Origin of the sequence: Streptomyces sp. NPDC055962 (genome assembly GCF_042270185.1) — a bacterium.
Lineage (GTDB): Bacteria > Actinomycetota > Actinomycetes > Streptomycetales > Streptomycetaceae > Streptomyces.
In genome coordinates, this window is record NZ_JBHJYN010000001.1 from 116,500 (window position 1) to 137,630 (window position 21,131).

The window sequence follows — 21,131 nt, forward strand, 5'->3', positions numbered from 1 at the left end:
GTGGCGGGGCGTGCGAAGTCGACCCGGTGACCCGGATCGCCAGAAGAAGTGTACGGGACCCGCCGGGTGCCGGGTGACGGCGATGTCCACAACCCCCCGGTCGTCCACAGATCCGGGCCATGATCCCCGCGGGACGGGCGGCCGGGAGATCGTTCCGTCATGCGCCGCTCACCAGGAAAGACCGCAGGACGCCGTCGTGCCGCCCGTCCGACGGCGCCGCCCGCGCCGGGCCTCTCACGGCCGTGCGCGCCCGCGGAGCAGGCCGGGGCCGCGCGGCCGGCCGCCGGACGCCGCGCCGGATCGCCGGCTGCCGCACCCCACGCCGCACCGCCGGCCGCCGCACCTAGGGCCGGACTTCTGGCGGGGCTCCTCGCCGGGCTGCTGGCCGTCCTGCTCGCGGTCACACCGGGGCCGGCCGCCGCCGGGACCGCGGCGGTCCCGCCCCCGGCTGACGGCCGGGTCTGGCCTCTGGCGGGCCGGCCCCTGGTCGTACGGGGCTGGGAGCCGCCCGCCGGGCCTTACGGGCCCGGCCACCGCGGGGTCGACCTCGCAGCGCCGCCGGGTACCCCGGTCCTGGCGGCCGCCCCGGGCCGGGTCGCCTTCGCGGATCCGGTGGCGGGGCGCGGGGTGGTCTCCGTCGACGTGGCGGGGAGCGGGGAGCCACCGCTCCGTTTCACCTACGAGCCGGTGCGCGCACGGGTCTCCGCGGGCGACGAGGTGAGCGCGGGGCAGGTGGTGGGGGTGGTCGGGCCGGAGCCGTCCCACTGCACCTCCGGGTGTCTGCACTGGGGGCTGCGGCGTGGTGACGTCTACCTGGATCCGCTGTCGCTGCTTCCTCCGGCACTGCTGCGACGGGGTCCTTCCCGGCTGCTGCCGGTGTTCGGCGTACCGCTTCCGGGTGCGGGCCCGGAGCCTCTCCCGGAGGCAGGTCCGGAGCCTCTCCCGGAGGCAGGTCCGGAGCCTCTCCCGGGTGCGGGCCCGGAGCCTCTCCCGGAGGCGGGTCCGGGGCCCGCCCGGAGCGTCAGGTGCGGCGCTCAGCCACGGACGCCGCGCAGGACCATGGCGACGGCCGTGTCCGCGACGATGCCCGGTTCCTCCGCCGCACCGAGCTCGATCCTGCGTACCGCGGCGTCCACGGAGCCCTGCAACAGCATGGCCGCGAGCCTCGGCTCGGTGTGGCCCAGGTCGGCGAGCGCCTCGACGATCATGGCGATGAGCCCGCCGTGCGCGGCGCGGATCTTCTCCCGTGCCCCCGCGTCCAGCTCGCTCGCGGAGATCGCCACGACCGCGCGGTGCCGCCGGTCGCCGACCAGGTCGAGCTGCCGGCGCACATACGCCTCGATCTTCGCCTCGGGCGTACCGGCGCGTTCCATGGCGTTCTCGACCTCGGCGGCCCAGACGGGGAAGTCGACGGCGCAGAGCTCCTCGACCACGGCAGCGCGGGAGCGGAAGTACTCGTAGACGGACGACCTGGCGAGGCCGGTGCGCTCGGCGAGGGCGGGAAAGGTCAGCGCCTCCGTGCCGCCCTCGGACAGCAAGGAGCGAGCGGCGTCCAGGAGGGCGCCGCGCTGCATGGTCCGGTGCTCGGCCACGGAGGCCGCTCGAATCCTGGGCACCCCTCCACTCTACGGCGGCGTCACCCGGGAGCGGGGTCCGCGTCCCGTGGAGATCGGCCGGAGCGGCTCGGGTTCAGCGCCCCGCGTCGGCGAGTTTCGCCCGGAGCTGGAGGACGGACTTGGTGTGGATCTGGCTGACCCTGCTCTCGGTGACGCCCAGGACGTTGCCGATCTCGGCGAGGGTGAGGCCTTCGTAGTAGTAGAGGGTGACCACGGTCTTCTCCCTCTCGGGGAGCGTGTTGATGGCGCGGGCGAGCAGCCGTCTGAGCTCGCGGTCCTCCGCGACCTCGACCGGGTTGTCGGCCGCGGTGTCCTCCAGGGTGTCCATCAGGCTCAGCCGGTCGCCGCCCTCGCCGCCGACGTGCAGCAGCTCCTCCAGTGCCACCACGTTGGCGAGGGACAACTGGCTGAAAACAGCGTGGAGTTCCTCCAGCGCGATACCCATCTCCGCGGCGACCTCGGCCTCGGACGGGGTGCGCCGGAGCTGGGCCTCCAGGGTCGCGTAGGCACGCTCGACGTTGCGCGCCTTCTGGCGTACGGAGCGGGGAATCCAGTCCAGGGCGCGGAGTTCGTCGATCATCGCGCCGCGGATGCGGGTGATCGCGTAGGTCTCGAACTTGATGGCCCGCTCGATGTCGAACTTCTCGATGGCGTCGATCAGCCCGAAGACTCCGGACGAGACGAAGTCCGCCTGCTCCACGTTGGACGGCAGCCCCACGCTGACCCGGCCGGCGACGTACTTCACCAGGGGTGAGTAGTGCAGGATCAGCTGCTCCCGCAGCCGCTCGTCGCCCGTGGCCTTGTACGAACGCCACAACTCGTCGAGCGAGGAGGGGGCGGGAGGGCGCACAGTGCCACGCGCAGCCGGTGGTACTGCCGCGCGGTCAGACCCGGAGGTGTGCTGGGGCATGTGGTGCCTTGAGCCGTTCTGCTGTGAAGTGCTGGGACGTGTCTCTGGGGCGGATTCCTTGTGAGCGTAGCGTGACTGAGGTGTTGCGTTGCGCGCAGGACAAAGGAACCGTGCGGTGTGATTCGCTCCCGAATCACCCGTTGTCCCTCCGCCACCGGACAGGTCCGACGACGGGAACCGTCGTCGGCCGCACGGTTCCCGGAGGCCCGGCCGAGCGCTGCCGAGACCACGGGCATCACCTTTTCACCCGAATGCTCCGGGTCAAGTACCGCCTCGCCGCGCGTCGCCGCTGCGTGTCCGTACCCCCGTCAACCGCCATGTGTCGCCCTCGCGTTCGACGAACCCCAGTGAGTGAAGTTCGTACAGACGCCCGAGGGTTTCGTCCGCGGAGACCCCTGCACTCCGGGCCACGTCACGCCCGTCCACGGCGCCCTTCCCCGGCAGGGCTTCCAGGACCCTGGCGGAGACGGCGTCGAGCAGGTCGCGGGGCAGGACCCGGCCGGTCCTGGCCGGGGCGAGGTCGCCGATCTCCCCCACCAGCTCGGCGATTTCGGCGGCATCGGTGACCAGGACGCCCTCGCCGCGCAGGAGTTCGTGGACCCCGGCCGACAGGCCGCTGGTGGCGGGCCCGGGCACCCCCATGGTGAAGCGGCCCAGCCGTAGGGCGTTCCTCGCTGTGACCAGCGAGCCGCTGCGGTACTCGGCCTCCACCACCACGGTGCCTCGCGTGAGGGCCGCGATCACCCTGTTGCGGAGGACGAATCGGCTGCGCGTCGGATGCTCCGAGGGCGGCAGCTCGCCCATGACCATGCCCTGTTCCACGATGCGCCCGATCAGCTCGGCATGGCCCCGGGGATAGGCCACGTCCACCCCGCAGGCCAGCACCGCCATCGTCGCCCCGCCCGCGGCCAGCGCCCCGCGATGGGCGGCGCCGTCCACTCCGAACGCCGCGCCGGAGACGACCACCCAGCCCCGCTCCGCGAGCCCCCCGGCCAGCGTCGCCGCCATGTGCGCCCCGTAGGGCGTGCAGGCCCTGGCTCCGACCAGGGCGACCGAACGCAGTGCCCAGAGTCGCAGGTCGGACCTGCCGCGCACCCAGAGCCCGATCGGCCGCGCGTCGCCCAGGTCGTCGAGCTGGCTCGGCCACTCCTGGTCACCGGGACAGACGAACCGCCCGCCGGCCGCGGCCGCATCCGCCAGGTCCCGCGCGGGGTCGGCGCTCGACGCCCGGAGCCGGTAGCCGGCGAGCCGGGCCGCCGTCATCCCCTCGAGTGCCCGTGCGGCTTCCTCCGCACCGGTGAGACGCCGTATCAGCTCGACCGCGCCGGTCTCGCGGAGCCAGCGGCCGCCACGCTCGTCGCCCGGCTCGAAGACACGGGTCAGGGCGGCGCGCGCCAGCCGCTCCCGCCCGTCGTCGGCGGGCGGGGCGGTCATCGGGACCCCGCCTGCATCGGGACCCCGCGCTGGATGCCCGTACGCAGCTCCAGCGCGACCGCGACGTCCGAGGCGTCCGGGCGGTCGGCGCCCCGCAGGTCGGCCACGGTCCATGCCACGCGCAGGACCCGGTCCAGACCACGGGCCGTGAGGACGCCCCGCTCCATGTCGCGCTCGGCCGCCATCAGGGCGCCGGGAGCCGCGACCAGCCTCGTCCTGAGCTCGTGCCCGGGCACGTCGCTGTTGGTGGTCCAGGGCGTGCCCGCGAGCCGCCCGGCCGCGCGCTCCCTGGCCTCCCGCACCCGGACGGCGACCTCGGCGGAGGACTCGCCCCGGCCTCCCTGCCCCATGAGATCCGCCCTGCCGACCGGCTCCACCTCGACGCGGAGGTCCACCCTGTCCAGCAACGGGCCCGACAGCCTCGCCTGGTAGCGGCGGACCGCGGAAGGCGGGCACTCGCATCCGGCACCGGCCAGCGTGTGCCGGCCGCAGGGACAGGGGTTCGCGGCCAGGACCATCAGGAAGCGGGCGGGCAGCCGGACGACACCGGCCGCTCGCGCGACCACCACGTGCCCGGACTCCAGGGGCTGGCGCAGCGCGTCGAGGGCCCGTCCGGAGAACTCGGGCGCCTCGTCGAGGAAGAGCACTCCCCGGTGCGCCAGGGACACCGCTCCCGGCCTCGGCAGGCCGTTGCCCCCGCCGACGAGCGACTGCATCGTCGCCGAGTGGTGCGGTGCGCAGTACGGCGCCCTGCCGATCAGAGGTTCACCCGGCGGGAGGATGCCCGCGACCGAGTGCACCGCCGTCACTTCGAGGGATTCCCGCCGGGACAGCGGCGGCAGGATCGCCGTGAGCCGCTCCGCCAGCATGGTCTTCCCCGCCCCCGGCGGCCCGGAGAGCAGGAGATGGTGTCCTCCCGCCGCCGCCACCTCCAGGGCCGTGCGCGCCCGGGCCTGGCCCGCGACATCGGCCAGGTCGGGCCGGTGGGCCGCGCTGTCGGCCGACAGCGGGGCGAGTCCTGTGCCGAGGCCCGCTCCGGGCACCATCAGCCCCGCCAGCATCGTGTCGGGGCGGTCCCGGTCGGCGGTCGGCTCGTCGGGCACGGGCTCGTCGCCGAGGACGGCGATCAGCTGGCGCAGGCTGCGTACGCCGAGGACGGAGACACCCGGCACGAGGGCGGCCTCCCCGGCGGTCTGTTCCGGGACGACCACCTGCCGGTATCCCGCCTCCGCCGCCGCGAGCACCGCGGGCAGCACCCCCCGCACCGGGCGCACCCGGCCGTCGAGGCCGAGCTCCCCGATCATCACGACGTCGGCGACGGCAGCCGGGTCGATCCGCTCCGCCGCGCCGAGCACCGCGCACGCGACGGCGAGGTCGAATCCCGATCCGCTCTTGGGCACGGAGGCGGGAGAGAGGCCCACCGTGAGCTTCTTCTGCGGCCACTCCGCCCCGGAGTTGACGACCGCGGCCCTGACCCTGTCCCGGCTCTCGACCAGGCTCTTGTCCGGAAGACCGACCAGCGTGAACGCCGCCACGCCCGGCTCCAGGTCCGCCTGGACCTCCACCACCACGCCCTCGACGCCGACCAGCGCCACCGAACAGGCCCGTGCGAACCCCATCAGGCCACGCCCCGCACGTGTTCGGCGACCGGGGCGCCTCGCCTCGGCAGCACCACACCGACCAGATCGATCCGGACCCCGCCCGGCGGCGGTCCGCCGTGCCGGTCGAGCCAGATCTCCGCGAGTCTGCGCAGCCGGTCCGCCTTGGCCGGTGTCACAGCCTCCATCGGGTGCTCGAAGGCACCCGCCCTGCGGGCCTTGACCTCACAGACGACCACCGCGTCGCCGTCCCTGGCGACGATGTCGATCTCTCCTGCGCGACACCGCCAGTTGCGCTCGAGGACGGTCATACCGGCGTCGGCCAGCAGCCGTGCCGCCAGATCCTCGCCGTACCGCCCGAGTGCCCCTCGTGCGTTCATATCGGCACCACCTCCGGCACCGACTGTGACGCCACCGGCCCGATCCATTGGATCTTGGTGGACAACCAGACCGTTGTGGATATCCCGGCCACTCGGACGAGTGAACCGGGACACCGCGGTGCATGCCGGGGGTCAGCCGGGGCAGCCCCGGGATCAGCCGCCCGGGAGTTCGAGGTCGCTCTTGTTGAGCTCCTCGATGTTCACGTCCTTGAATGTCAGGACGCGGACCTGCTTGACGAACCGAGCAGGCCTGTACATGTCCCAGACCCACGCGTCCGCCATGGAAACCTCGAAAAAGACCTCGCCCTGGACCGAGTGCACCTGCATCTCGTAGTCGTTGGTGAGGTAGAAGCGCCGTTCGGTCTCGATCACATATTTGAACAGACCGACGACATCGCGGTACTCCCGGTAGAGCTTCAGCTCCATCTCGGTCTCGTACTTCTCGAGGTCCTCGGCGCTCATGGCATGTTCCCCTTCAGCCGTGCGTCCCCCTATTGTGCGTCAGCCCCGCGCACCCCTGGCCGATTAGACGATTTCGGGGGCGAGAACCAGCGGAACACTCGGGGGACCCTCGTCGAGCAGCGTGCGCAGCAGCCCGGCGAGCCTGGTCGGGTACACCGTCTCACGCGTGGCCAGAAGTTCGGCGGAAGTCCACCACCTCAGACCGGCGACGCTGCGCAGCTCCAGCTCGGTGAGGCCCTTCGGATCGGTGGCCGTCTGTGTGGTGCGGGCGAGGAAGTACCACTCGTCCTGGTCCCAGCGGCGCCCGTCGAACGGGAAGGAGCAGATCCTCGTCCACAGCAGCGGGCCGAGAGCGACGTCGGTGATCCCGGTCTCCTCGGCGACCTCACGCAGGGCGGCCTCTTCCCGCGTCTCATCGCCCTCCAGGCCTCCGCCCGGGGTGAACCACCAGCTCTCGGCTGCGTCCTCGGGCTCGTGGCCGTGCAACAGCAGGATCCGGTCGTCCGGGTCCAGGAGCACCACCCGGGCGACCTTGCGGGCCTCAGCGGGCACCGGCGGACGCCTTCGGACGCTCGGCACCGCGCGCGGACCGCGCCACGAGCGGGCCGTAGGCGGCTCCGCCCAGGATGAGCACCACACCGAGCACGAGGACACCGGCCTGCAGGGGCAGCGGGCCCTCGGAGGACACGCCGCCGGGCAGGGCCGCGAAGGCCCCGGGGCGGCCGATCATGCCGTGGTAGGGCCAGACGACGGCGTCCACCCTCGCCTCGACGGCACTGCGCGGCACCGAACCGTGCCCCGGGTCCTCCAGGTGGACGCGGGAGTCCATGGAGGTGCTGCGCTCGTCCCCGAGGAGGAAGAGCTGTCCCTCGGGTACCGCGGCCGTGAAGTCCTGGGGGGAGGCCGGGGCGCCGGCCGCGCCGCCGAACGCCGAGGCGCCCTCCGTCCGCAGATACGGTTCGTCGACGGCCTTGCCGTTGACGGTGAGCCGTCCGTCCTTGTCGCAGCAGGCGATCTTGTCACCGCCCACGCCGACGACCCGCTTCACCATGGGCACGTCGCCCCACGTCGAGTCGGTGAAGACGACCACGTCGCCACGGCGCACCTCGGCGCCGTCCACCCGCTCCGCGAGGATCCGGTCGCCGGCGTTCACCGTCGGCGTCATCGAATCCGTCGGCACGGTGTACGGCTTGTACACCACCGCGCCCCATGCGAATCCGCCGAGGAAGAGCACACAGCCGACGGCCACGGCCAGGTTCGACACCACGGTGCCGATCCGGCCGCGGCCGTCATGACGTCCTGATCCACTCATCCCAGCGCTCCCCCATCGGAGATCGACAATCGCTGATCCGAGTCGGCACCTTACCCGGCGGTACGCTCCCGGGTCAGCCTGCGGCGACGCCAGAACACGAGGGGCAGCGCTCCGGCTACACCCAGTGCTCCCGGAACGGCGGCGGAGGCGGCCGCGTTCAGTCCGGGCTGGTCGAACGTGCTCGGCACCGGGAGGGTCGCCCAGCGGTTGACGGGCCAGGCCACGACGACGGCCCGGCCGACCACCTCGTCGGTGGAGACCGTGCCCTGGCCGGGCAGCTCCTGGTGGTAACGGGAGTCCAGCGAATTCTGCCGGTGGTCGCCCATCACCCAGATCCGGCCCTCGGGCACGTGGATCGGCCCGAACGGCTCGTCGTCGCACGCACTGTTGCCCGCGAAGATGAACGACTTGTCGTCCAGCGCCTTGCCGTTGACCGTGACCGGCCCGTTCTTCTTGCACTCGACCGTGTCGCCGCCGATCGCGATGACCCTCTTGATCAGGTCCTTCTCCTCGGCGGACGGCATCAGCCCGATGAAGCTCAGGAACTTCTGCACCGCGTTGGGCTCGGGTGTCGCCGTGCCCTCCAGCCAGCCGCCCGGGTCGTGGAAGACCACGACCTCTCCGCGCTCCGGCTCCGAGCCGAACCACGGCGTCAGCTTGTCGACCAGCACGCGGTCGCCCCGCTGCAGCGTGTTCTGCATGGAGTCCGAGGGGATCGAGAACGCCTGCACCAGGAACGTCTTGATCAGCAGCGCGAGAATCAGCGCGATACCGATGAGGAGCGGCAGCTCCTTCCAGAACGAGCGCGGCTTCTTCACCGCCGTACTGCCACCCTCCGGGGACTCGTCGTCACTCTCCGCCCCCACCGGGATCCCGTCGCCCGAGGGCCTGTCCTCGGGTTCGTCGTGTCCGGATCGTGCGCCGACCGCCAAATCCCCCACATCCACTCCTCACTCCGTGCCACCGCCCGCGCCCGATTCGGCGCAGGCCCACCACTCCCATAACGAGCGGGAGTTCCGCAGGGGTCGGGAGCAGGACCATTCCGTTGTGATCCTGGGAGGACACACTATTCGACGGTCCCGCCGCAGCCGTCGCTCCGGCGCTCCCGTCCGGGACGGAGGCGTAGGTTCCGGGCTCTTCCAGCCTGCGCCAATGCCCGAACGGCCAGGCGATCACCACGGCCCGGCCGACGACCTCGTCCTCCGACACCGTGCCGTTGCCCGGTTTATCGAGGTGGAATCGCGAATCGGCGGAATTCGAGCGGTGGTCCCCCATGACGAAGATGCGGCCCTGGGGAACCTTTACCTCGAATTTGAGAGTGGATGGCACGTCGCCGGGATTCAGATAGGGCTCGTCGAGCGCCACGCCGTTGACCGTGATCCTGCCGTCGGTCCCGCAGCACTTCACGGTGTCGCCCCCGACGGCCACCACGCGCTTGATCAGATCCTGCTCGTCCTCGGAGGGCAGCAGCCCGATGAAGGTCAGCAGTTCCTTGACCTGTTTGACCCCGGCGGGCGGGTCCTCGGTGCCGGCGGTCTCCTGCTGGAGCCAGCCGCCCGGGTCCTTGAAGACGACGACGTCTCCGCGCTGCGGTTCGGAACCGAACCAGGGGGTCAGCTTGTCCACCAGCACCCGGTCGCCGATCCGGATGGTCTGCTCCATCGACCCGGAGGGGATCACGAAGGCCTGCACGAGGAAGGTCTTGAGCACCAGCGCGATCAGCAGCGCCACCAGGACGAGGAGAGGTATCTCCTTGATCGCCGACCGGCGCCTGCGGCGCTTCACCTTCCGGGCCAGCTTGCGGCGTTCCGCCCGCGTGGGCAGTGAACGGCCCGTGGTCGGCCTCGACCCGGTGGGCAGCGGAGGGCCCTCCTCCGGCTCTCCCCGCCTGCGCCCGCGGTTACCCATGGTCCGTCGGCCGTACGCCGGTGAAGGCGTCCGTGCCCTCCAGGGAGCCGAGCCTGCCGAGCGGCCAGCCGAGCCAGTCGACCCGTCCGATCACACGCTCCACCGGCACCATGCCGCCCCCCGGCTCCCCGAGGTGGTCGCGGGAGTCGCGGGAGTTGCTCCGGTGATCGCCCATGACCCACAGCCTGTCGTCCGGCACCACGATGTCGAAGGCGACCTCGGAGGGGCGGTCTCCCGGGTGCAGGTACTCCTCGGTGACCGGAGCGCCGTTCACCTCGAGCCTCCCCCGCTTGTCGCAGCAGACCACACGGTCACCCCCCACGCCCACCACCCTCTTCACGAAGTCGGACCCGGCGGGTTCGACGAGCCCGAGGGACGCCGCGGCCCCGTGCAGCAGGGCGCCGACGGCGTTCTCCCCCGACTCGTCCTCCTGCACGAAGGATCCGGTGCCGTCGAAGACCACCACGTCGCCGCGCCCGGGCTCCGAGCCGAAACGGTACGCCAGTTTGTTGACGAGAACCCGGTCACCGACCCGCAGCGTCGGCTGCATCGACCCACTGGGAATGAGGAAGGGCTGCAGCACGAACGTGCTGAAGAGGAGCAGGGCGGTCGTGCAGAGCATGCCGAGGAGGACCGTGCGCCCCCAGGACATCGAGCCGGCCGGCCGGTCCGGGACATGCGTGGAGCGCGACCCCTCCTCCGGCCCGTCTGCGGGGGCGGAGGAACGATCGCGCTCCATGTGCTGTGCTTCCGTGTCCATCGGGGCCGAATCCTATCCGGCCCCGCTGTGGACGACGGAGGTGAATCAGCGGTCGCGCTTCTCCTTGATCTTCGCGGCCTTGCCGCGGAGCTCACGGAGGAAGTACAGCTTGGCGCGGCGGACGTCACCGCGGGTGACGAGCTCGATCTTCTCGAAGATCGGGCTGTGCACCGGGAAGGTGCGCTCGACGCCGACGCTGAAGGAGACCTTGCGGACCGTGAAGGTCTCGCTGACGCCCGAGCCCTGGCGACGGATGACGATGCCCTTGAACTGCTGGATACGGGAGCGGTTGCCCTCGATCACGCGCACGTGGACGTTGACGGTGTCACCGGGGCGGAACGCCGGGAGGTCGGTACGGAGCGAGGCGGCGTTGACGCCATCGAGCAGGGAAGCCATGTTGTCTGCTTTCTTCGCCGATGCCACAGGTCATCGACGGGAGAGAGTGAAGTTCGGATGCTGATCACATCGGGCGGGCGTCTTTCCCCCTGTGGCAGGGGCGCACGCCGGACGTACAGCGGGCCTATTCTTCCACGGCGTCGGGCCTGCGCCAAAATCGTCCCCCGGGCTCCGGGGACCAGCCGAGGATGGAGAGGATCTCACGGTCCTTCTTGTCGAAGCCGGACGCCTCGCAACGCTCGATGAGATCGGGCCTGTTGAGCGCCGTACGACGGAACGCCTCGTCCCGTCGCCAGCGTGCGATCCGGCCGTGATGGCCGCTGAGCAGCACGTCGGGAATGCCACGTCCGCGCCACTCGGGAGGCTTCGTGTAGACCGGGCCTTCGAGCAGGTCCGCCATGGCACCGGGCGCGAAGGAGTCGTCACGGTGCGACTCGGCGTTGCCGAGCACCCCCGGCAGCAGCCGGGCCACGGCCTCCGTGATCACCAGGACCGCGGCCTCCCCGCCCGCCAGGACGTAGTCCCCGATGGACACCTCGACGACCCGTACGCGGGTCGCGTACTCGTCCGTCACCCGGCGGTCGATGCCCTCGTAGCGGGCCGGGGTGAAGATCAGCCACGGGCGCCCTGAGAGCTCGACGGCCAGTTCCTGGGTGAAGGGCCTGCCGCTGGGCGTCGGCACGACGAGCACCGGGGAGTGCGCCCCGGCCTCGTACCCGTCGGCCAGCGCCTCGTCCAGCGCCTCGCCCCACGGCTCGGTCTTCATGACCATGCCGGGGCCACCGCCGTAGGGGGTGTCGTCCACCGTGTTGTGCCGGTCGTGGGTCCAGTCGCGTAGGTCGTGGACGTGCACGTCGAGACGGCCGCGCGCACGCGCCTTGCCGACGAGCGAGACGTTCAGCGGCTCAAGGTACTCGGGGAAGATCGTGACGACGTCGAGCCTCATCACTCCTCCCCCTTCCCGGCGCCGCCCTCGGTCCCGTCCTCGTCACGCGTGGAGGCGACCACGGCTTCGCTCGCGTCGATCAGACCCGGCGGGGGCGTGACGACGGCCCGCTGCTCCTCCAGGTCGATCTCGGTGACGATCTCCTCGACGAAGGGGATCATCACCTCGCTGCCGTCCGGTCGCTCCACGATGAACAGATCCTGCGACGGCAGGTGCGAGATCTCGGTGATCCGGCCGATCTCCGTGCCGTCGGCGAGGACGACGTCCAGGTCGATCAGCTGGTGGTCGTAGAACTCCTCCGGGTCCTCGGGGAGTTCCGCCGGGTCCACCTCGGCGATCAGCAGCGTGTTGCGCAGCGCCTCGGCACCCGTGCGGTCGCGTACACCCTCGAACCGCAACAGCAGCCGGCCGCTGTGCACCCGGCCGGTCTCGATGGTGAGCGGTCCGGTACCGGCGGGCTCCGTGGCCAGCACGGCCCCGGGCCCCAGCCGGAGCTCCGGCTCGTCGGTGCGCACCTCGACGGTGACCTCGCCCTTGATGCCATGGGCGCGACCGATCCGCGCAACTACCAACTGCACGCTACTTCTCCCGGTGATCTCTTGCTGAGGAGGCGGTCATGTACGGACGACAAAGGCCGGGGACGGCTCGAAAGCCCTCCCCGGCCCCGGCCGGTGTTCAACTCTTTCAGCGAACCTGGTCCACATCGACGAGGTCGACACGGATTCCACGCCCGCCGATGGCACCCACGACGGTACGCAGGGCGCGCGCGGTGCGGCCGTTGCGGCCGATCACCTTGCCGAGGTCCTCGGGGTGAACCCGGACCTCGAGCACGCGTCCACGGCGCAGGTCACGCGAGGCGACCTGCACATCGTCGGGGTTGTCGACGATGCCCTTCACGAGGTGCTCAAGAGCCTCCTCGAGCATGCTCAGGCCTCGGTCGACTCGGTGGACGCGGCAGCGTCAGCCGCCTCGTCCGCCTTCTTGTCCGACTTCTTGGCCTTCTGGGTGATGGCCTCACCCTTGGCCTCGTCGCCGTCCGTGGCCAGGGCCTCGAACAGGGCGCGCTTGTCAGCCTTGGGCTCCGGCTGCAGCAGCGGCGCCGGGGCCGGGAGGCCCTTGTGGGCCTGCCAGTCACCGGTGAGCTTGAGGATCGCGAGGACGGGCTCGGTCGGCTGGGCGCCGACGGACAGCCAGTACTGCGCGCGCTCTGCGTTGACCTCGATGCGCGAGGGGTTCTGCACCGGGTGGTACAGGCCGATCTCCTCGATGGCCCGGCCGTCACGGCGGGTACGGGAGTCGGCGACGACGATGCGGTAGTGAGGCGAACGGATCTTGCCCAGACGCTTCAGCTTGATCTTGACTGCCACGGAAGTGGTGTCTCCTGGTCTCTGACGTGGTTGGGCACAAAAGATGCCACGTGGGGTTGCGGTACTCGGGTGCCCGATGGACGCGTCAGCCGGAGGAGAGAGGGGTCCTATGCGACTGTCGAGTACAGCTAGCCATTGTGCCACACCACATCGGGTCACCCCACCGCGACCGCCCCTTCCGGGATGCGGAAGGGCTTGCCGCACCCGCCGCAGACGATCGGGGCCTGGGCCAGGACCGAGGGGACGACGCGGACGTTGCGCCCGCAGTCGCAGACGGCCTTGACCCGCACCCCTCCCCCGGAGGAACCGTGCCGGGCCGCGGGACCGCGGAACGAGCGCTTGGTGTCCGCGGCGGTGGCCACGGTGTGCGCCTTGAGCGCGCGCTGCAGCCTCTCCGCCGTCGGCCGGTATCTGCGTTTGGCCTCGGGATTCAGCGTCACCAGCGAGAATCCGCTGCTGGGGTGGGGCTCCTCGGCGTGGTCGAGGCCCAGCTCCTCGGCGATCGCGAGGAAGCGTCGGTTGTGGTAACGGCCGGCGCGGGAGGTGTCCCGGACACCTCTCGCGGCGGCGATGCCGTGGACTGCCTCATGGAGCAGCCGTTCGAAGGAGAGCTCGGCGCCACAGGCGGACGAGGACTCTCCGATCAGGGACTCGGGCGCGGCAAGATCGGGCAGCTCGGGGTGGTACCGCTGAATGTCGGCCCACGCCTGCGCCAGCTCTGCGGCAAGTACAGGTGGTGTCGTGCTCACGTCGTGACAACGAGCCTGAGTGCTCCGGTGTTCCTATTCCGGGGCATCCCAAATAATTTGCACGTACCAGTCAGTTGCCCTTGATGCGTCCGGACGAGGGCGGGTGCGCAGATCAGCGGAGAAGTCTCACAGCTCACACCAAGGTGGTACGTAGCAACGCGTACGCACAGGCGTGGACGGGCACCCGACGGGCGACCCTACCCGGCACGGAGCGGCGGCCGCACACCGGGCGCGGGGCGCTCGACGTGCTGCGCCCCGTGTGTCGGGTAAGACTGTGAGGAAGCGAGCAGCAGGCGTGCTGTTCCCGGCGCCCGCACGCGTCACGCGGCGCCGGGGGCGCACGACCGGAGCACGCAAGCACGGCCATCCCACCCCGTCCGACCTCTGGACGGGACCGCCGATGCGGAGTTCTCTGACATACGGGGGCTGTGGGCGTACTCACACAGCACATAGACATGGGGGACCTCACTCGGGCACGACCGACCTCACGGCGGATTGGGGCGCATTCCATGACACCTACGCTCGTCCGGCACCACAGGTACGCGGATTCGTCCGCCCCGGTGGACGCCGGTACCCGTGCCCGTGACTGGGCCGAGATCCAGGAGCGCATGCTGGCACCCCTCTACGAGGCGGTGTACGAGCGCCTCGAGGTGGGGGCCGGCACGCGGATGCTCTCCCTCGGCTGCGGTTCAGGGCTGGCGCTGCTGATCGCGGCCTCGCGCGGGGCGCTCGTCACCGGCGTCGACGCCGACCGTGAACGGCTCGCACTGGCCCGCGAGCGCCTCGCGTCCGGTCCCGGACCGGACGCGGACCAGGGCCGCGCGGACCGGCGGGCGAGGCTCGCCGACAGCGTCGGGGCGGCCGCCCCGGACGGCGGGGCGCCGTACAACCTGCTGACCGCCTTCCAGCCGATCGGCTGCGCGGACGGCGACTCGGAGGGGCTCGCGCCCGCGCTGGCGTCCGCCGTGCCGCTGGCCGCGCGGGGAGCCACGGTGGTGCTGGCCGGCTGGGGGCCGCCCGAGCGGTGTGCCACGGGCCCGGTGCTGAGGGTGGCGGCGCGGCTCACGGAGTCGGCGCGTGCACCCCGCTCCGGGCACGGCTGGCGGCCGGCGCTTCGGGACGACCTGGAAGAGGTCGCGGCGCGGGCCGGGCTCAAGCCGGACGGATCGGGCCGCGTCTCCTGCCCGTTCGGCTACGCGGACGTGGACAGCGCGGTGCGCGGCCTGCTGTCGACCGGGCTGTTCGACGCGGCGATCCGGGCCACCGACCGCACCCAGGTGGAGAAGGAGGTCGCCGAGGCCCTGCATCCGCATCTGCGGCCCGACGGCACGGTGTGGATGCCGAACGTCTTCCGCTACCTGGTGTGCGTGACCTGACGGGAACGCGAAGGGGCGCCCCGCCGTGCGGGGCGCCCCTTCGCCGTCGTACCGGGCCGGTCAGCCCATGAACTTCTTGAACTCGTCCGGCAGTTCGAAGTTCTTGTCCTCCTGGGCGGGCAGGTTGAACGCACCGCCCTGCGCCGCCTGCTCCCGGCGGGCGGCCTCGGCCTGCTCCTCGGCCTTGCGCTTCATCGGGTTGCCGCTCTTGCGCTTGCCCTTGGCCTGCTTGACCTGCTTCTTCTGGCGGCCGGGGCCGCCACCCGAGCCCGGCATGCCCGGCATCCCGGGCATGCCGCCGCCCTGGGCCATCTTCGACATCATCTTGCGGGCCTCGAAGAACCGCTCCACGAGGTTCTTCACGGCGGAGACCTCGACCCCGGAACCCTTGGCGATACGGGCCCGGCGCGAGCCGTTGATGATCGTCGGCTCACTCCGTTCCTTCGGGGTCATCGACTTGATGATCGCGGCCGTGCGGTCGACGTCGCGCTCGTCGATGTTGGCGATCTGGTCCTTGATCTGCCCCATGCCCGGCAGCATCCCGAGCAGCTTGGAGATGGAGCCCATCTTCCTGACCTGCTCCATCTGTGCCAGGAAGTCGTCGAGCGTGAAGTCCTTGCCCTTGCTCGACGCCAGCTTGGAGGCCATTTTGGCGGCCTCTTCCTGGCTGAAGGTCTTCTCCGCCTGCTCGATCAGGGTGAGCAGGTCACCCATGTCGAGGATGCGGGACGCCATGCGGTCGGGGTGGAAGGCGTCGAAGTCCTCGAGCTTCTCACCGTTCGACGCGAACATGATCTGCTTGCCCGTGACATGGGCGATCGACAGGGCGGCACCACCGCGGGCGTCACCGTCGAGCTTGGAGAGCACCACACCGTCGAAGCCGACGCCGTCGCGGAAGGCCTCGGCGGTGTTGACCGCGTCCTGGCCGATCATCGCGTCGACGACGAAGAGGATCTCGTCGGGGCTGACGGCGTCGCGGATGTCCGCGGCCTGCCGCATCAGCTCCTCGTCGATGCCGAGGCGACCGGCGGTGTCGACGATGACGATGTCGTGGACCTTGGCCTTGGCGAACTCGATGGAGTCCTTGGCGACCTTGACCGGGTCGCCCACGCCGTTGCCGGGCTCCGGGGCGTAGACCGCCACACCCGCGCGGTCGGCGACGACGCTCAGCTGGTTGACGGCGTTGGGGCGCTGGAGGTCGCAGGCGACGAGCAGCGGGGAGTGTCCCTGGCCCTTGAGCCAGAGGCCGAGCTTTCCGGCGAGGGTGGTCTTGCCCGCACCCTGCAGACCCGCCAGCATGATCACGGTGGGCGGGTTCTTGGCGAACCTGAGCCGCCGGGTCTCGCCGCCGAGGATGCCGACGAGCTCCTCGTTGACGATCTTGACGACCTGCTGGGCGGGGTTCAGCGCCTGGGAGACCTCGCTCCCCCGCGCGCGCTCCTTGATGCTGGCGATGAACGCGCGGACGACGGGGAGGGCGACATCGGCCTCGAGCAGGGCGATACGGATCTCGCGAGCCGTGGCGTCGATGTCCGCCTCGGACAAGCGGCCCTTGCCCCTGAGGTTTTTGAAAGTCGCGCTAAGGCGGTCGGAGAGAGTATCGAACACGGCGCTCGTCGGTCCTCAGGGTCGGGGGCGTGGCAGGTCAGTCGCCCTCCAGGGTATCCGGACCCCGGAGAACGCAAAGCCCTCGCCCGATTCTCGTGACGAACGGGGCCGGGGCGGGGGGTCAGCCCAGCTCCTTCTCGACCTCTCCGGCCACCTCCGCGGCGCGTTCCGGGGACAGCGGCGCTCCGTCGGCGTCCGTGACGTAGAACGCGTCGACGGCGTTCGCCCCGAGTGTGGAGACGTGGGCGCTGCGGACCCGCACCCCGCGGTGCTCCAGCGCCCGGCCGATCCGGTGCAGCAGCCCCGGTGCGTCCTGGGCGCGGACCTCGATCACCGTGGCCAGGCGTGAGCCGGCCGCGGCGACGGTCACCCTGGGGGGCGGGGCCTTCACCCCGCGGCGCCGCGGATAGGCGGCCTCGCGTTCGGCGAGCCGGGCCCGGATGTCGAGGGAGCCGTCCAGGGCGCGTACGAGGTCGGCCCGCAGCCGGGTGGCCTGGGGCAGCGAGCCGTACTCGGCCGCGACCCGCCAGCTCAGCACCAGCAGACCGGCCGTCTCGCCCAGCTCGGTGGGGAGCTCGACGGCGCGCAGGTCGGCGGCGCGCACGGTCAGGCGGTGGAGCGCGAGCACACCGGCCGCCGCGGGCAGTACCCCGGGGCGGTCGGGCAGGGCGATGAGGAGTTCGACGCCCACGGGCTCGGGCTCACCGTCCTCGGGGGCGGGCCCGGGCCGGGTGTGCAGGGAGAGGACGGGCTCGCCGGTCCTCAGGGCCTCGACGGCGAGGCGCTCCTGCTCGGCGCTGGGCGCGAGGGGCTCCGGTGCGGGGGGCTCCTCGCCGGCCAGGAGCGCGGCGACGCGTTTGACGAGGTCGCTGACGAGGGAGGCCCGCCAGGAGCTCCAGGCGGCGGGGCCGGTCGCGAGTGCGTCGGCCTCGGTGAGCGCGTGCAGGAGCTCCAGGGTGGAGGCGCTGCCCACGGCGGTGGCGACGGAGCGGACGGTCGCGGGGTCGTCGAGGTCCCGCCGGGTGGCGGTCTCGACGAGCAGCAGGTGGTGGCGGACGAGCGTGGCGACGACGCCCACGTCCTGCTTGTCGAAGCCGATCCGGGCGGCCATGTCGCGGGCGATGACCTCTCCCGCGACGGAGTGGTCCCCCGGCCAGCCCTTGCCGATGTCGTGGAGCAGGGCGGCGATCAGGAGGAGGTCGGGGCGGCCGACGCGGCGGGTGAGGTGGGAGGCGCGGACGGCCGTCTCGACGAGGTGCCGGTCGACGGTCCAGGTGTGGACGGGGTTGCGCTGCGGCCGGCAGTGGACCCGTTCCCAGTCGGGCAGCAGGCGGGTGATGATGCCTTCCGCCTCCAGGGCTTCCCAGACGCCGACGGTGGACTCGCCCGCCCCGAGCAGGGTGACGAGCTCCTCGCGTGCCTGGGCGGGCCACGGCACGGGGAGCGGCTGGGCCGCGGAGGAGAGGTGGCGTACGAGATGGCGGGAGAGCGGCAGTCCGGCCTCCGCCGCCGCGGCGGCGGCCCGGAGGGTGAGCACGGCGTCGCGTTCGGGGCGCGCGGTGCGCGCGAGGACGACCTCGCCGTCGGCCTCGACGACGCCTTCGGCGAGCGGGGTGCGTTCGGGTGCGGCCTTGGCCCCGCCGCCGAGGATCGTCCGCAGCCGGGGCCGTGCGGAGCGGGCGCGCAGGACACGGTTGACCTCGCGCCAGGTCACATCGGTGGCGTACGAGACGGTCCGGGCGGCCTCGTACACGTGGCGCAGCAGGGCGTCGGCGTCGAGGAGGCCGAGGGCCCCGGCGACCTGGTCCTGCTCCTGCAGGGCGAGGCGGTCGGTGGCCCGGCCGGTGGTGAGGTGGAGGGCGTCCCGGGCGTCGAGGAGGGTACGGCGTGCCTCGGCGAGCCCTTCGCGGGGCGCGTCCGCGACCCAGGACGCGGCGACGGCGCGCAGCGCGGTGGCGTCGCGGAGGCCGCCGCGGGCCTCCTTCAGGTCGGGTTCCAGCAGGAACTGGAGCTCGCCCATGCGCGCGGCCCGCTCGCGGCAGAGTTCGTCCAGGGCGGGGAGGCGCTTCGGCGCCTGGTTGCGCCAGTCGGCGAGGATCGCGGTCCGCAGGCCGGCGACGAGGCCGAGGTCCCCGGCGACGGGGCGCGCGTCGAGCAGTCCGAGCTGGACCTTGAGGTCCTCACCCGCGGTCCTGCGGGCTTCGCCGGGGGTGCGTACGGAGTGGTCGAGGGCGAGGCCGAGGTCCCAGACGGGGTACCAGATCCCGTCGGCGAGCGCGGCGACGGCCGCGGCGTCCGCGGTGCCGTCGTGCAGGAGCAGCAGGTCGAGGTCGCTGCGCGGGGAGAGCTCGCCGCGCCCGTATCCGCCGACGGCGACGAGGGCGGCGCCCCGGACACCCGCCCGCTCGGCTGCCGCGGTGAACAGGCCGGTGAGCCAGTCGTCGGTGAGCCGGGCCAGGGCGGCACGGCGCGGCGGCCCGGACCGCGCCTCCTCCTGGAGGAGGCGCAGCCGGGCCGCCGCGTAGCCGCTGGGTCCCGAGTCCTCGGATTCGGTGGTCACTTCGGTGCTCGTCACCCAGTTGCCTTTCCGTTCACAGGGACCGTCGGTCAGAGTGCGTCCGGGCCGCGTTCACCCGTCCGTACGCGGATCGCGGTGTCGACCGGGACGCTCCAGACCTTGCCGTCACCGATCTTGCCCGTCCGGGCGGCCTTGACGACCACGTCGATGAGCTGTTCGGCGTCCTCGTCCTCGACGAGTACCTCGATGCGGATCTTCGGCACGAGGTCGACGGTGTACTCGGCTCCACGGTAGACCTCGGTGTGCCCGCGCTGACGCCCGTACCCGCTGGCTTCCGTGACCGTGAGGCCCTGGACGCCGAAGGCCTGGAGGGCCTCCTTGATCTCGTCCAGCCTGTGCGGCTTCACGACTGCGGTGATGAGCTTCATGCGTCCACCTTCTTGTTCGTCGGGGCTGCCGGGGTGCCGGGGGCCGGCGGGGCCGTGCGGGTGCTGGCGCCGCCGCCGGCGCCGCTGAAGTCGTACGCCGTCTCGGCGTGTTCGACCTGGTCGATACCCGAGATCTCCTCGTCCTCGCTGACCCGCATCCCGATGGTCCTGTCGAGGATGAAGGCCAGCACCGCCGAGACGACCAGGGAGTACGCGAGGACCGCGAAGACACCGACGGCCTGCTTGCCCAGCTGGTCGAGCCCACCGCCGTAGAAGAGGCCCTTGGCGTCGGACTGCACGCCGCCGGTGGCGAAGAAGCCGATGAGCAGCGAGCCGAGGACACCGCCGACGAGGTGGACGCCGACGACGTCGAGGGAGTCGTCGTAGCCGAACTTGTACTTCAGGCCGACCGCCATGGCGCACAGGACACCGGCGATGACACCGATCGCGATGGCACCGAGGGGGCTGACCGCTCCGCCCGCGGGGGTGATGGCGACGAGACCGGCGACGGCGCCGGACGCGGCACCCAGGGTGGTGAAGGAGCCGTGGCGGATCTTCTCGTAGGCGAGCCATCCGAGGACCGCGGCACCGGTGGCGACCTGGGTGTTGACGAACATGACGGCACCGACACCGTCGTCGTTGCCGAGCCACGAGCCGGCGTTGAAGCCGAACCAGCCGAACCACAGGAGGGCGGCGCCGAGCATGACGAGCGGCAGGCTGTGCGGCCGCATCGGGTCCTTCTTGAAGCCGATGCGCTTGCCGATGACGAGGATGACGCCGAGGGCCGCGGCACCGGCGTTGATGTGGACGGCCGTACCGCCGGCGAAGTCGATGACGCCCAGTTCGAAGAGCCAGCCGCCGGCGCCCCAGACCCAGTGCGCGACCGGGAAGTAGACGACGGTCACCCAGAGGGTGATGAAGAGGGCCCAGGAGGTGAACTTGACCCGGTCGGCGAGGGCGCCGCTGATCAGGGCCGGGGTGAGGATGGCGAACATCAGCTGGAAGACGGCGAAGACGTACACCGGGATGGCGTAGCCGTCCCAGAGCTCCGTGACGCCGATCCCGCTGAGGCCGACGTAGTCCGAGCTCCAGCCGATGACGGAGCCGACGTCGGTGCCGAAGGCGAGGCTGAATCCGTAGAGCACCCACAGGACTGTGACGATCCCGAGGCTGATGAAGCTCATCATCAGCATGTTCAGGGTGCTCTTGACGCGGACCATGCCTCCGTAGAAGAAGGCCAGACCCGGGGTCATGAGCATCACCAGCGCGGAGCAGATGAGCATGAACCCTGTATTGGCGGCAGACAGCTCCGGGGCGTCTGCGGCAAGCGTCGTGATGCCTGGGGGCATCGGCGTCTCCTCGT

At 71.6% G+C, this 21,131-nt stretch carries 22 protein-coding genes and 1 pseudogene; 2 read left to right on the forward strand and 21 right to left on the reverse strand.

Annotation, left to right across the window (positions count from 1 at the left end):
* Nucleotides 1–159 precede the first annotated feature (159 nt).
* Nucleotides 160–762, forward strand: a pseudogene (locus tag ACFC51_RS00495) (murein hydrolase activator EnvC family protein); the annotation flags it as partial.
* A gap of 272 nt (nucleotides 763–1,034) precedes the next feature.
* Here ACFC51_RS00495 and ACFC51_RS00500 read toward each other — a convergent pair.
* From ACFC51_RS00500 to ACFC51_RS00580, 17 genes are all read right to left on the reverse strand, one after another.
* Nucleotides 1,035–1,592: a TetR/AcrR family transcriptional regulator gene (locus tag ACFC51_RS00500; protein WP_099177582.1), complete on the reverse strand. Its 558-nt coding sequence runs from the start codon at nucleotides 1,590–1,592 to the stop codon at nucleotides 1,035–1,037.
* Nucleotides 1,593–1,689: 97 nt separating this feature from the next.
* Entirely contained in the window at nucleotides 1,690–2,526 is an 837-nt protein-coding gene (gene whiG / locus ACFC51_RS00505) for an RNA polymerase sigma factor WhiG (RefSeq protein ID WP_376379668.1), read from the reverse strand.
* Nucleotides 2,527–2,787: 261 nt separating this feature from the next.
* A complete protein-coding gene (gene dprA / locus ACFC51_RS00510; RefSeq protein WP_376526281.1) occupies nucleotides 2,788–3,960 on the reverse strand; it encodes a DNA-processing protein DprA in 1,173 nt (390 codons plus the stop codon).
* Nucleotides 3,957–5,579: a YifB family Mg chelatase-like AAA ATPase gene (locus tag ACFC51_RS00515; RefSeq protein ID WP_376379674.1), complete on the reverse strand. Its 1,623-nt coding sequence runs from the start codon at nucleotides 5,577–5,579 to the stop codon at nucleotides 3,957–3,959. Before ACFC51_RS00515 ends, dprA begins: the two co-directional genes overlap by 4 nt.
* Nucleotides 5,579–5,938, reverse strand: a complete 360-nt coding sequence (locus ACFC51_RS00520) for a YraN family protein (protein ID WP_376379677.1) — start codon at nucleotides 5,936–5,938, stop codon at nucleotides 5,579–5,581. Before ACFC51_RS00520 ends, ACFC51_RS00515 begins: the two co-directional genes overlap by 1 nt.
* 153 nt (nucleotides 5,939–6,091) lie before the next feature.
* Nucleotides 6,092–6,400, reverse strand: coding sequence for a DUF2469 domain-containing protein (locus tag ACFC51_RS00525; protein WP_003965949.1), 309 nt, complete (start codon nucleotides 6,398–6,400; stop codon nucleotides 6,092–6,094).
* Between the two features lie 63 nt (nucleotides 6,401–6,463).
* A complete protein-coding gene (locus ACFC51_RS00530; protein WP_376379680.1) occupies nucleotides 6,464–6,952 on the reverse strand; it encodes an NUDIX hydrolase in 489 nt (162 codons plus the stop codon).
* Nucleotides 6,942–7,712: a signal peptidase I gene (gene lepB, locus ACFC51_RS00535; RefSeq protein WP_376526283.1), complete on the reverse strand. Its 771-nt coding sequence runs from the start codon at nucleotides 7,710–7,712 to the stop codon at nucleotides 6,942–6,944. Before lepB (ACFC51_RS00535) ends, ACFC51_RS00530 begins: the two co-directional genes overlap by 11 nt.
* A gap of 50 nt (nucleotides 7,713–7,762) precedes the next feature.
* The gene (gene lepB, locus ACFC51_RS00540; RefSeq protein ID WP_376379702.1) at nucleotides 7,763–8,644 is read right to left on the reverse strand and encodes a signal peptidase I; all 882 of its coding nucleotides are present in this window, start codon (nucleotides 8,642–8,644) and stop codon (nucleotides 7,763–7,765) included.
* Nucleotides 8,562–9,620, reverse strand: a complete 1,059-nt coding sequence (gene lepB, locus ACFC51_RS00545; protein WP_376379685.1) for a signal peptidase I — start codon at nucleotides 9,618–9,620, stop codon at nucleotides 8,562–8,564. The genes lepB (ACFC51_RS00540) and lepB (ACFC51_RS00545) overlap by 83 nt, the downstream gene beginning before the upstream one ends.
* Nucleotides 9,613–10,380 carry a signal peptidase I gene (gene lepB / locus ACFC51_RS00550; protein ID WP_376379688.1) on the reverse strand — a complete coding sequence of 256 codons (768 nt, stop codon included), beginning with the start codon at nucleotides 10,378–10,380 and terminating at the stop codon, nucleotides 9,613–9,615. Before lepB (ACFC51_RS00550) ends, lepB (ACFC51_RS00545) begins: the two co-directional genes overlap by 8 nt.
* 45 nt (nucleotides 10,381–10,425) lie before the next feature.
* Nucleotides 10,426–10,776 carry a 50S ribosomal protein L19 gene (gene rplS, locus ACFC51_RS00555; RefSeq protein WP_014048592.1) on the reverse strand — a complete coding sequence of 117 codons (351 nt, stop codon included), beginning with the start codon at nucleotides 10,774–10,776 and terminating at the stop codon, nucleotides 10,426–10,428.
* A gap of 124 nt (nucleotides 10,777–10,900) precedes the next feature.
* Nucleotides 10,901–11,722, reverse strand: coding sequence for a tRNA (guanosine(37)-N1)-methyltransferase TrmD (gene trmD, locus ACFC51_RS00560; RefSeq protein WP_376379691.1), 822 nt, complete (start codon nucleotides 11,720–11,722; stop codon nucleotides 10,901–10,903).
* On the reverse strand, nucleotides 11,722–12,300 hold the full coding sequence (rimM, locus tag ACFC51_RS00565) for a ribosome maturation factor RimM (protein WP_376379694.1): 579 nt from the start codon (nucleotides 12,298–12,300) through the stop codon (nucleotides 11,722–11,724). Before rimM ends, trmD begins: the two co-directional genes overlap by 1 nt.
* A gap of 106 nt (nucleotides 12,301–12,406) precedes the next feature.
* Nucleotides 12,407–12,646, reverse strand: coding sequence for an RNA-binding protein (locus ACFC51_RS00570; RefSeq protein ID WP_014048589.1), 240 nt, complete (start codon nucleotides 12,644–12,646; stop codon nucleotides 12,407–12,409).
* Between the two features lie 2 nt (nucleotides 12,647–12,648).
* On the reverse strand, nucleotides 12,649–13,089 hold the full coding sequence (gene rpsP, locus ACFC51_RS00575; protein ID WP_015578912.1) for a 30S ribosomal protein S16: 441 nt from the start codon (nucleotides 13,087–13,089) through the stop codon (nucleotides 12,649–12,651).
* A 155-nt stretch (nucleotides 13,090–13,244) separates the two neighbouring features.
* The gene (locus ACFC51_RS00580; RefSeq protein ID WP_014153813.1) at nucleotides 13,245–13,838 is read right to left on the reverse strand and encodes a hypothetical protein; all 594 of its coding nucleotides are present in this window, start codon (nucleotides 13,836–13,838) and stop codon (nucleotides 13,245–13,247) included.
* Nucleotides 13,839–14,347: 509 nt separating this feature from the next.
* On the opposite strand from ACFC51_RS00580, the gene ACFC51_RS00585 reads away from it, so the two are divergent.
* Entirely contained in the window at nucleotides 14,348–15,214 is an 867-nt protein-coding gene (locus ACFC51_RS00585; protein WP_376379699.1) for an SAM-dependent methyltransferase, read from the forward strand.
* A 60-nt stretch (nucleotides 15,215–15,274) separates the two neighbouring features.
* Here the strand turns inward: ACFC51_RS00585 and ffh are convergent, their stop codons facing one another.
* From ffh to ACFC51_RS00605, 4 genes are all read right to left on the reverse strand, one after another.
* A complete protein-coding gene (gene ffh / locus ACFC51_RS00590) occupies nucleotides 15,275–16,822 on the reverse strand; it encodes a signal recognition particle protein (RefSeq protein ID WP_376381299.1) in 1,548 nt (515 codons plus the stop codon).
* A 121-nt stretch (nucleotides 16,823–16,943) separates the two neighbouring features.
* Nucleotides 16,944–19,397, reverse strand: a complete 2,454-nt coding sequence (locus ACFC51_RS00595) for a [protein-PII] uridylyltransferase (protein ID WP_376414797.1) — start codon at nucleotides 19,395–19,397, stop codon at nucleotides 16,944–16,946.
* Between the two features lie 32 nt (nucleotides 19,398–19,429).
* Entirely contained in the window at nucleotides 19,430–19,768 is a 339-nt protein-coding gene (locus ACFC51_RS00600) for a P-II family nitrogen regulator (protein ID WP_033304048.1), read from the reverse strand.
* Nucleotides 19,765–21,117, reverse strand: coding sequence for an ammonium transporter (locus tag ACFC51_RS00605; RefSeq protein ID WP_376526285.1), 1,353 nt, complete (start codon nucleotides 21,115–21,117; stop codon nucleotides 19,765–19,767). Before ACFC51_RS00605 ends, ACFC51_RS00600 begins: the two co-directional genes overlap by 4 nt.
* Between the last annotated feature and the right edge of the window lie 14 nt (nucleotides 21,118–21,131).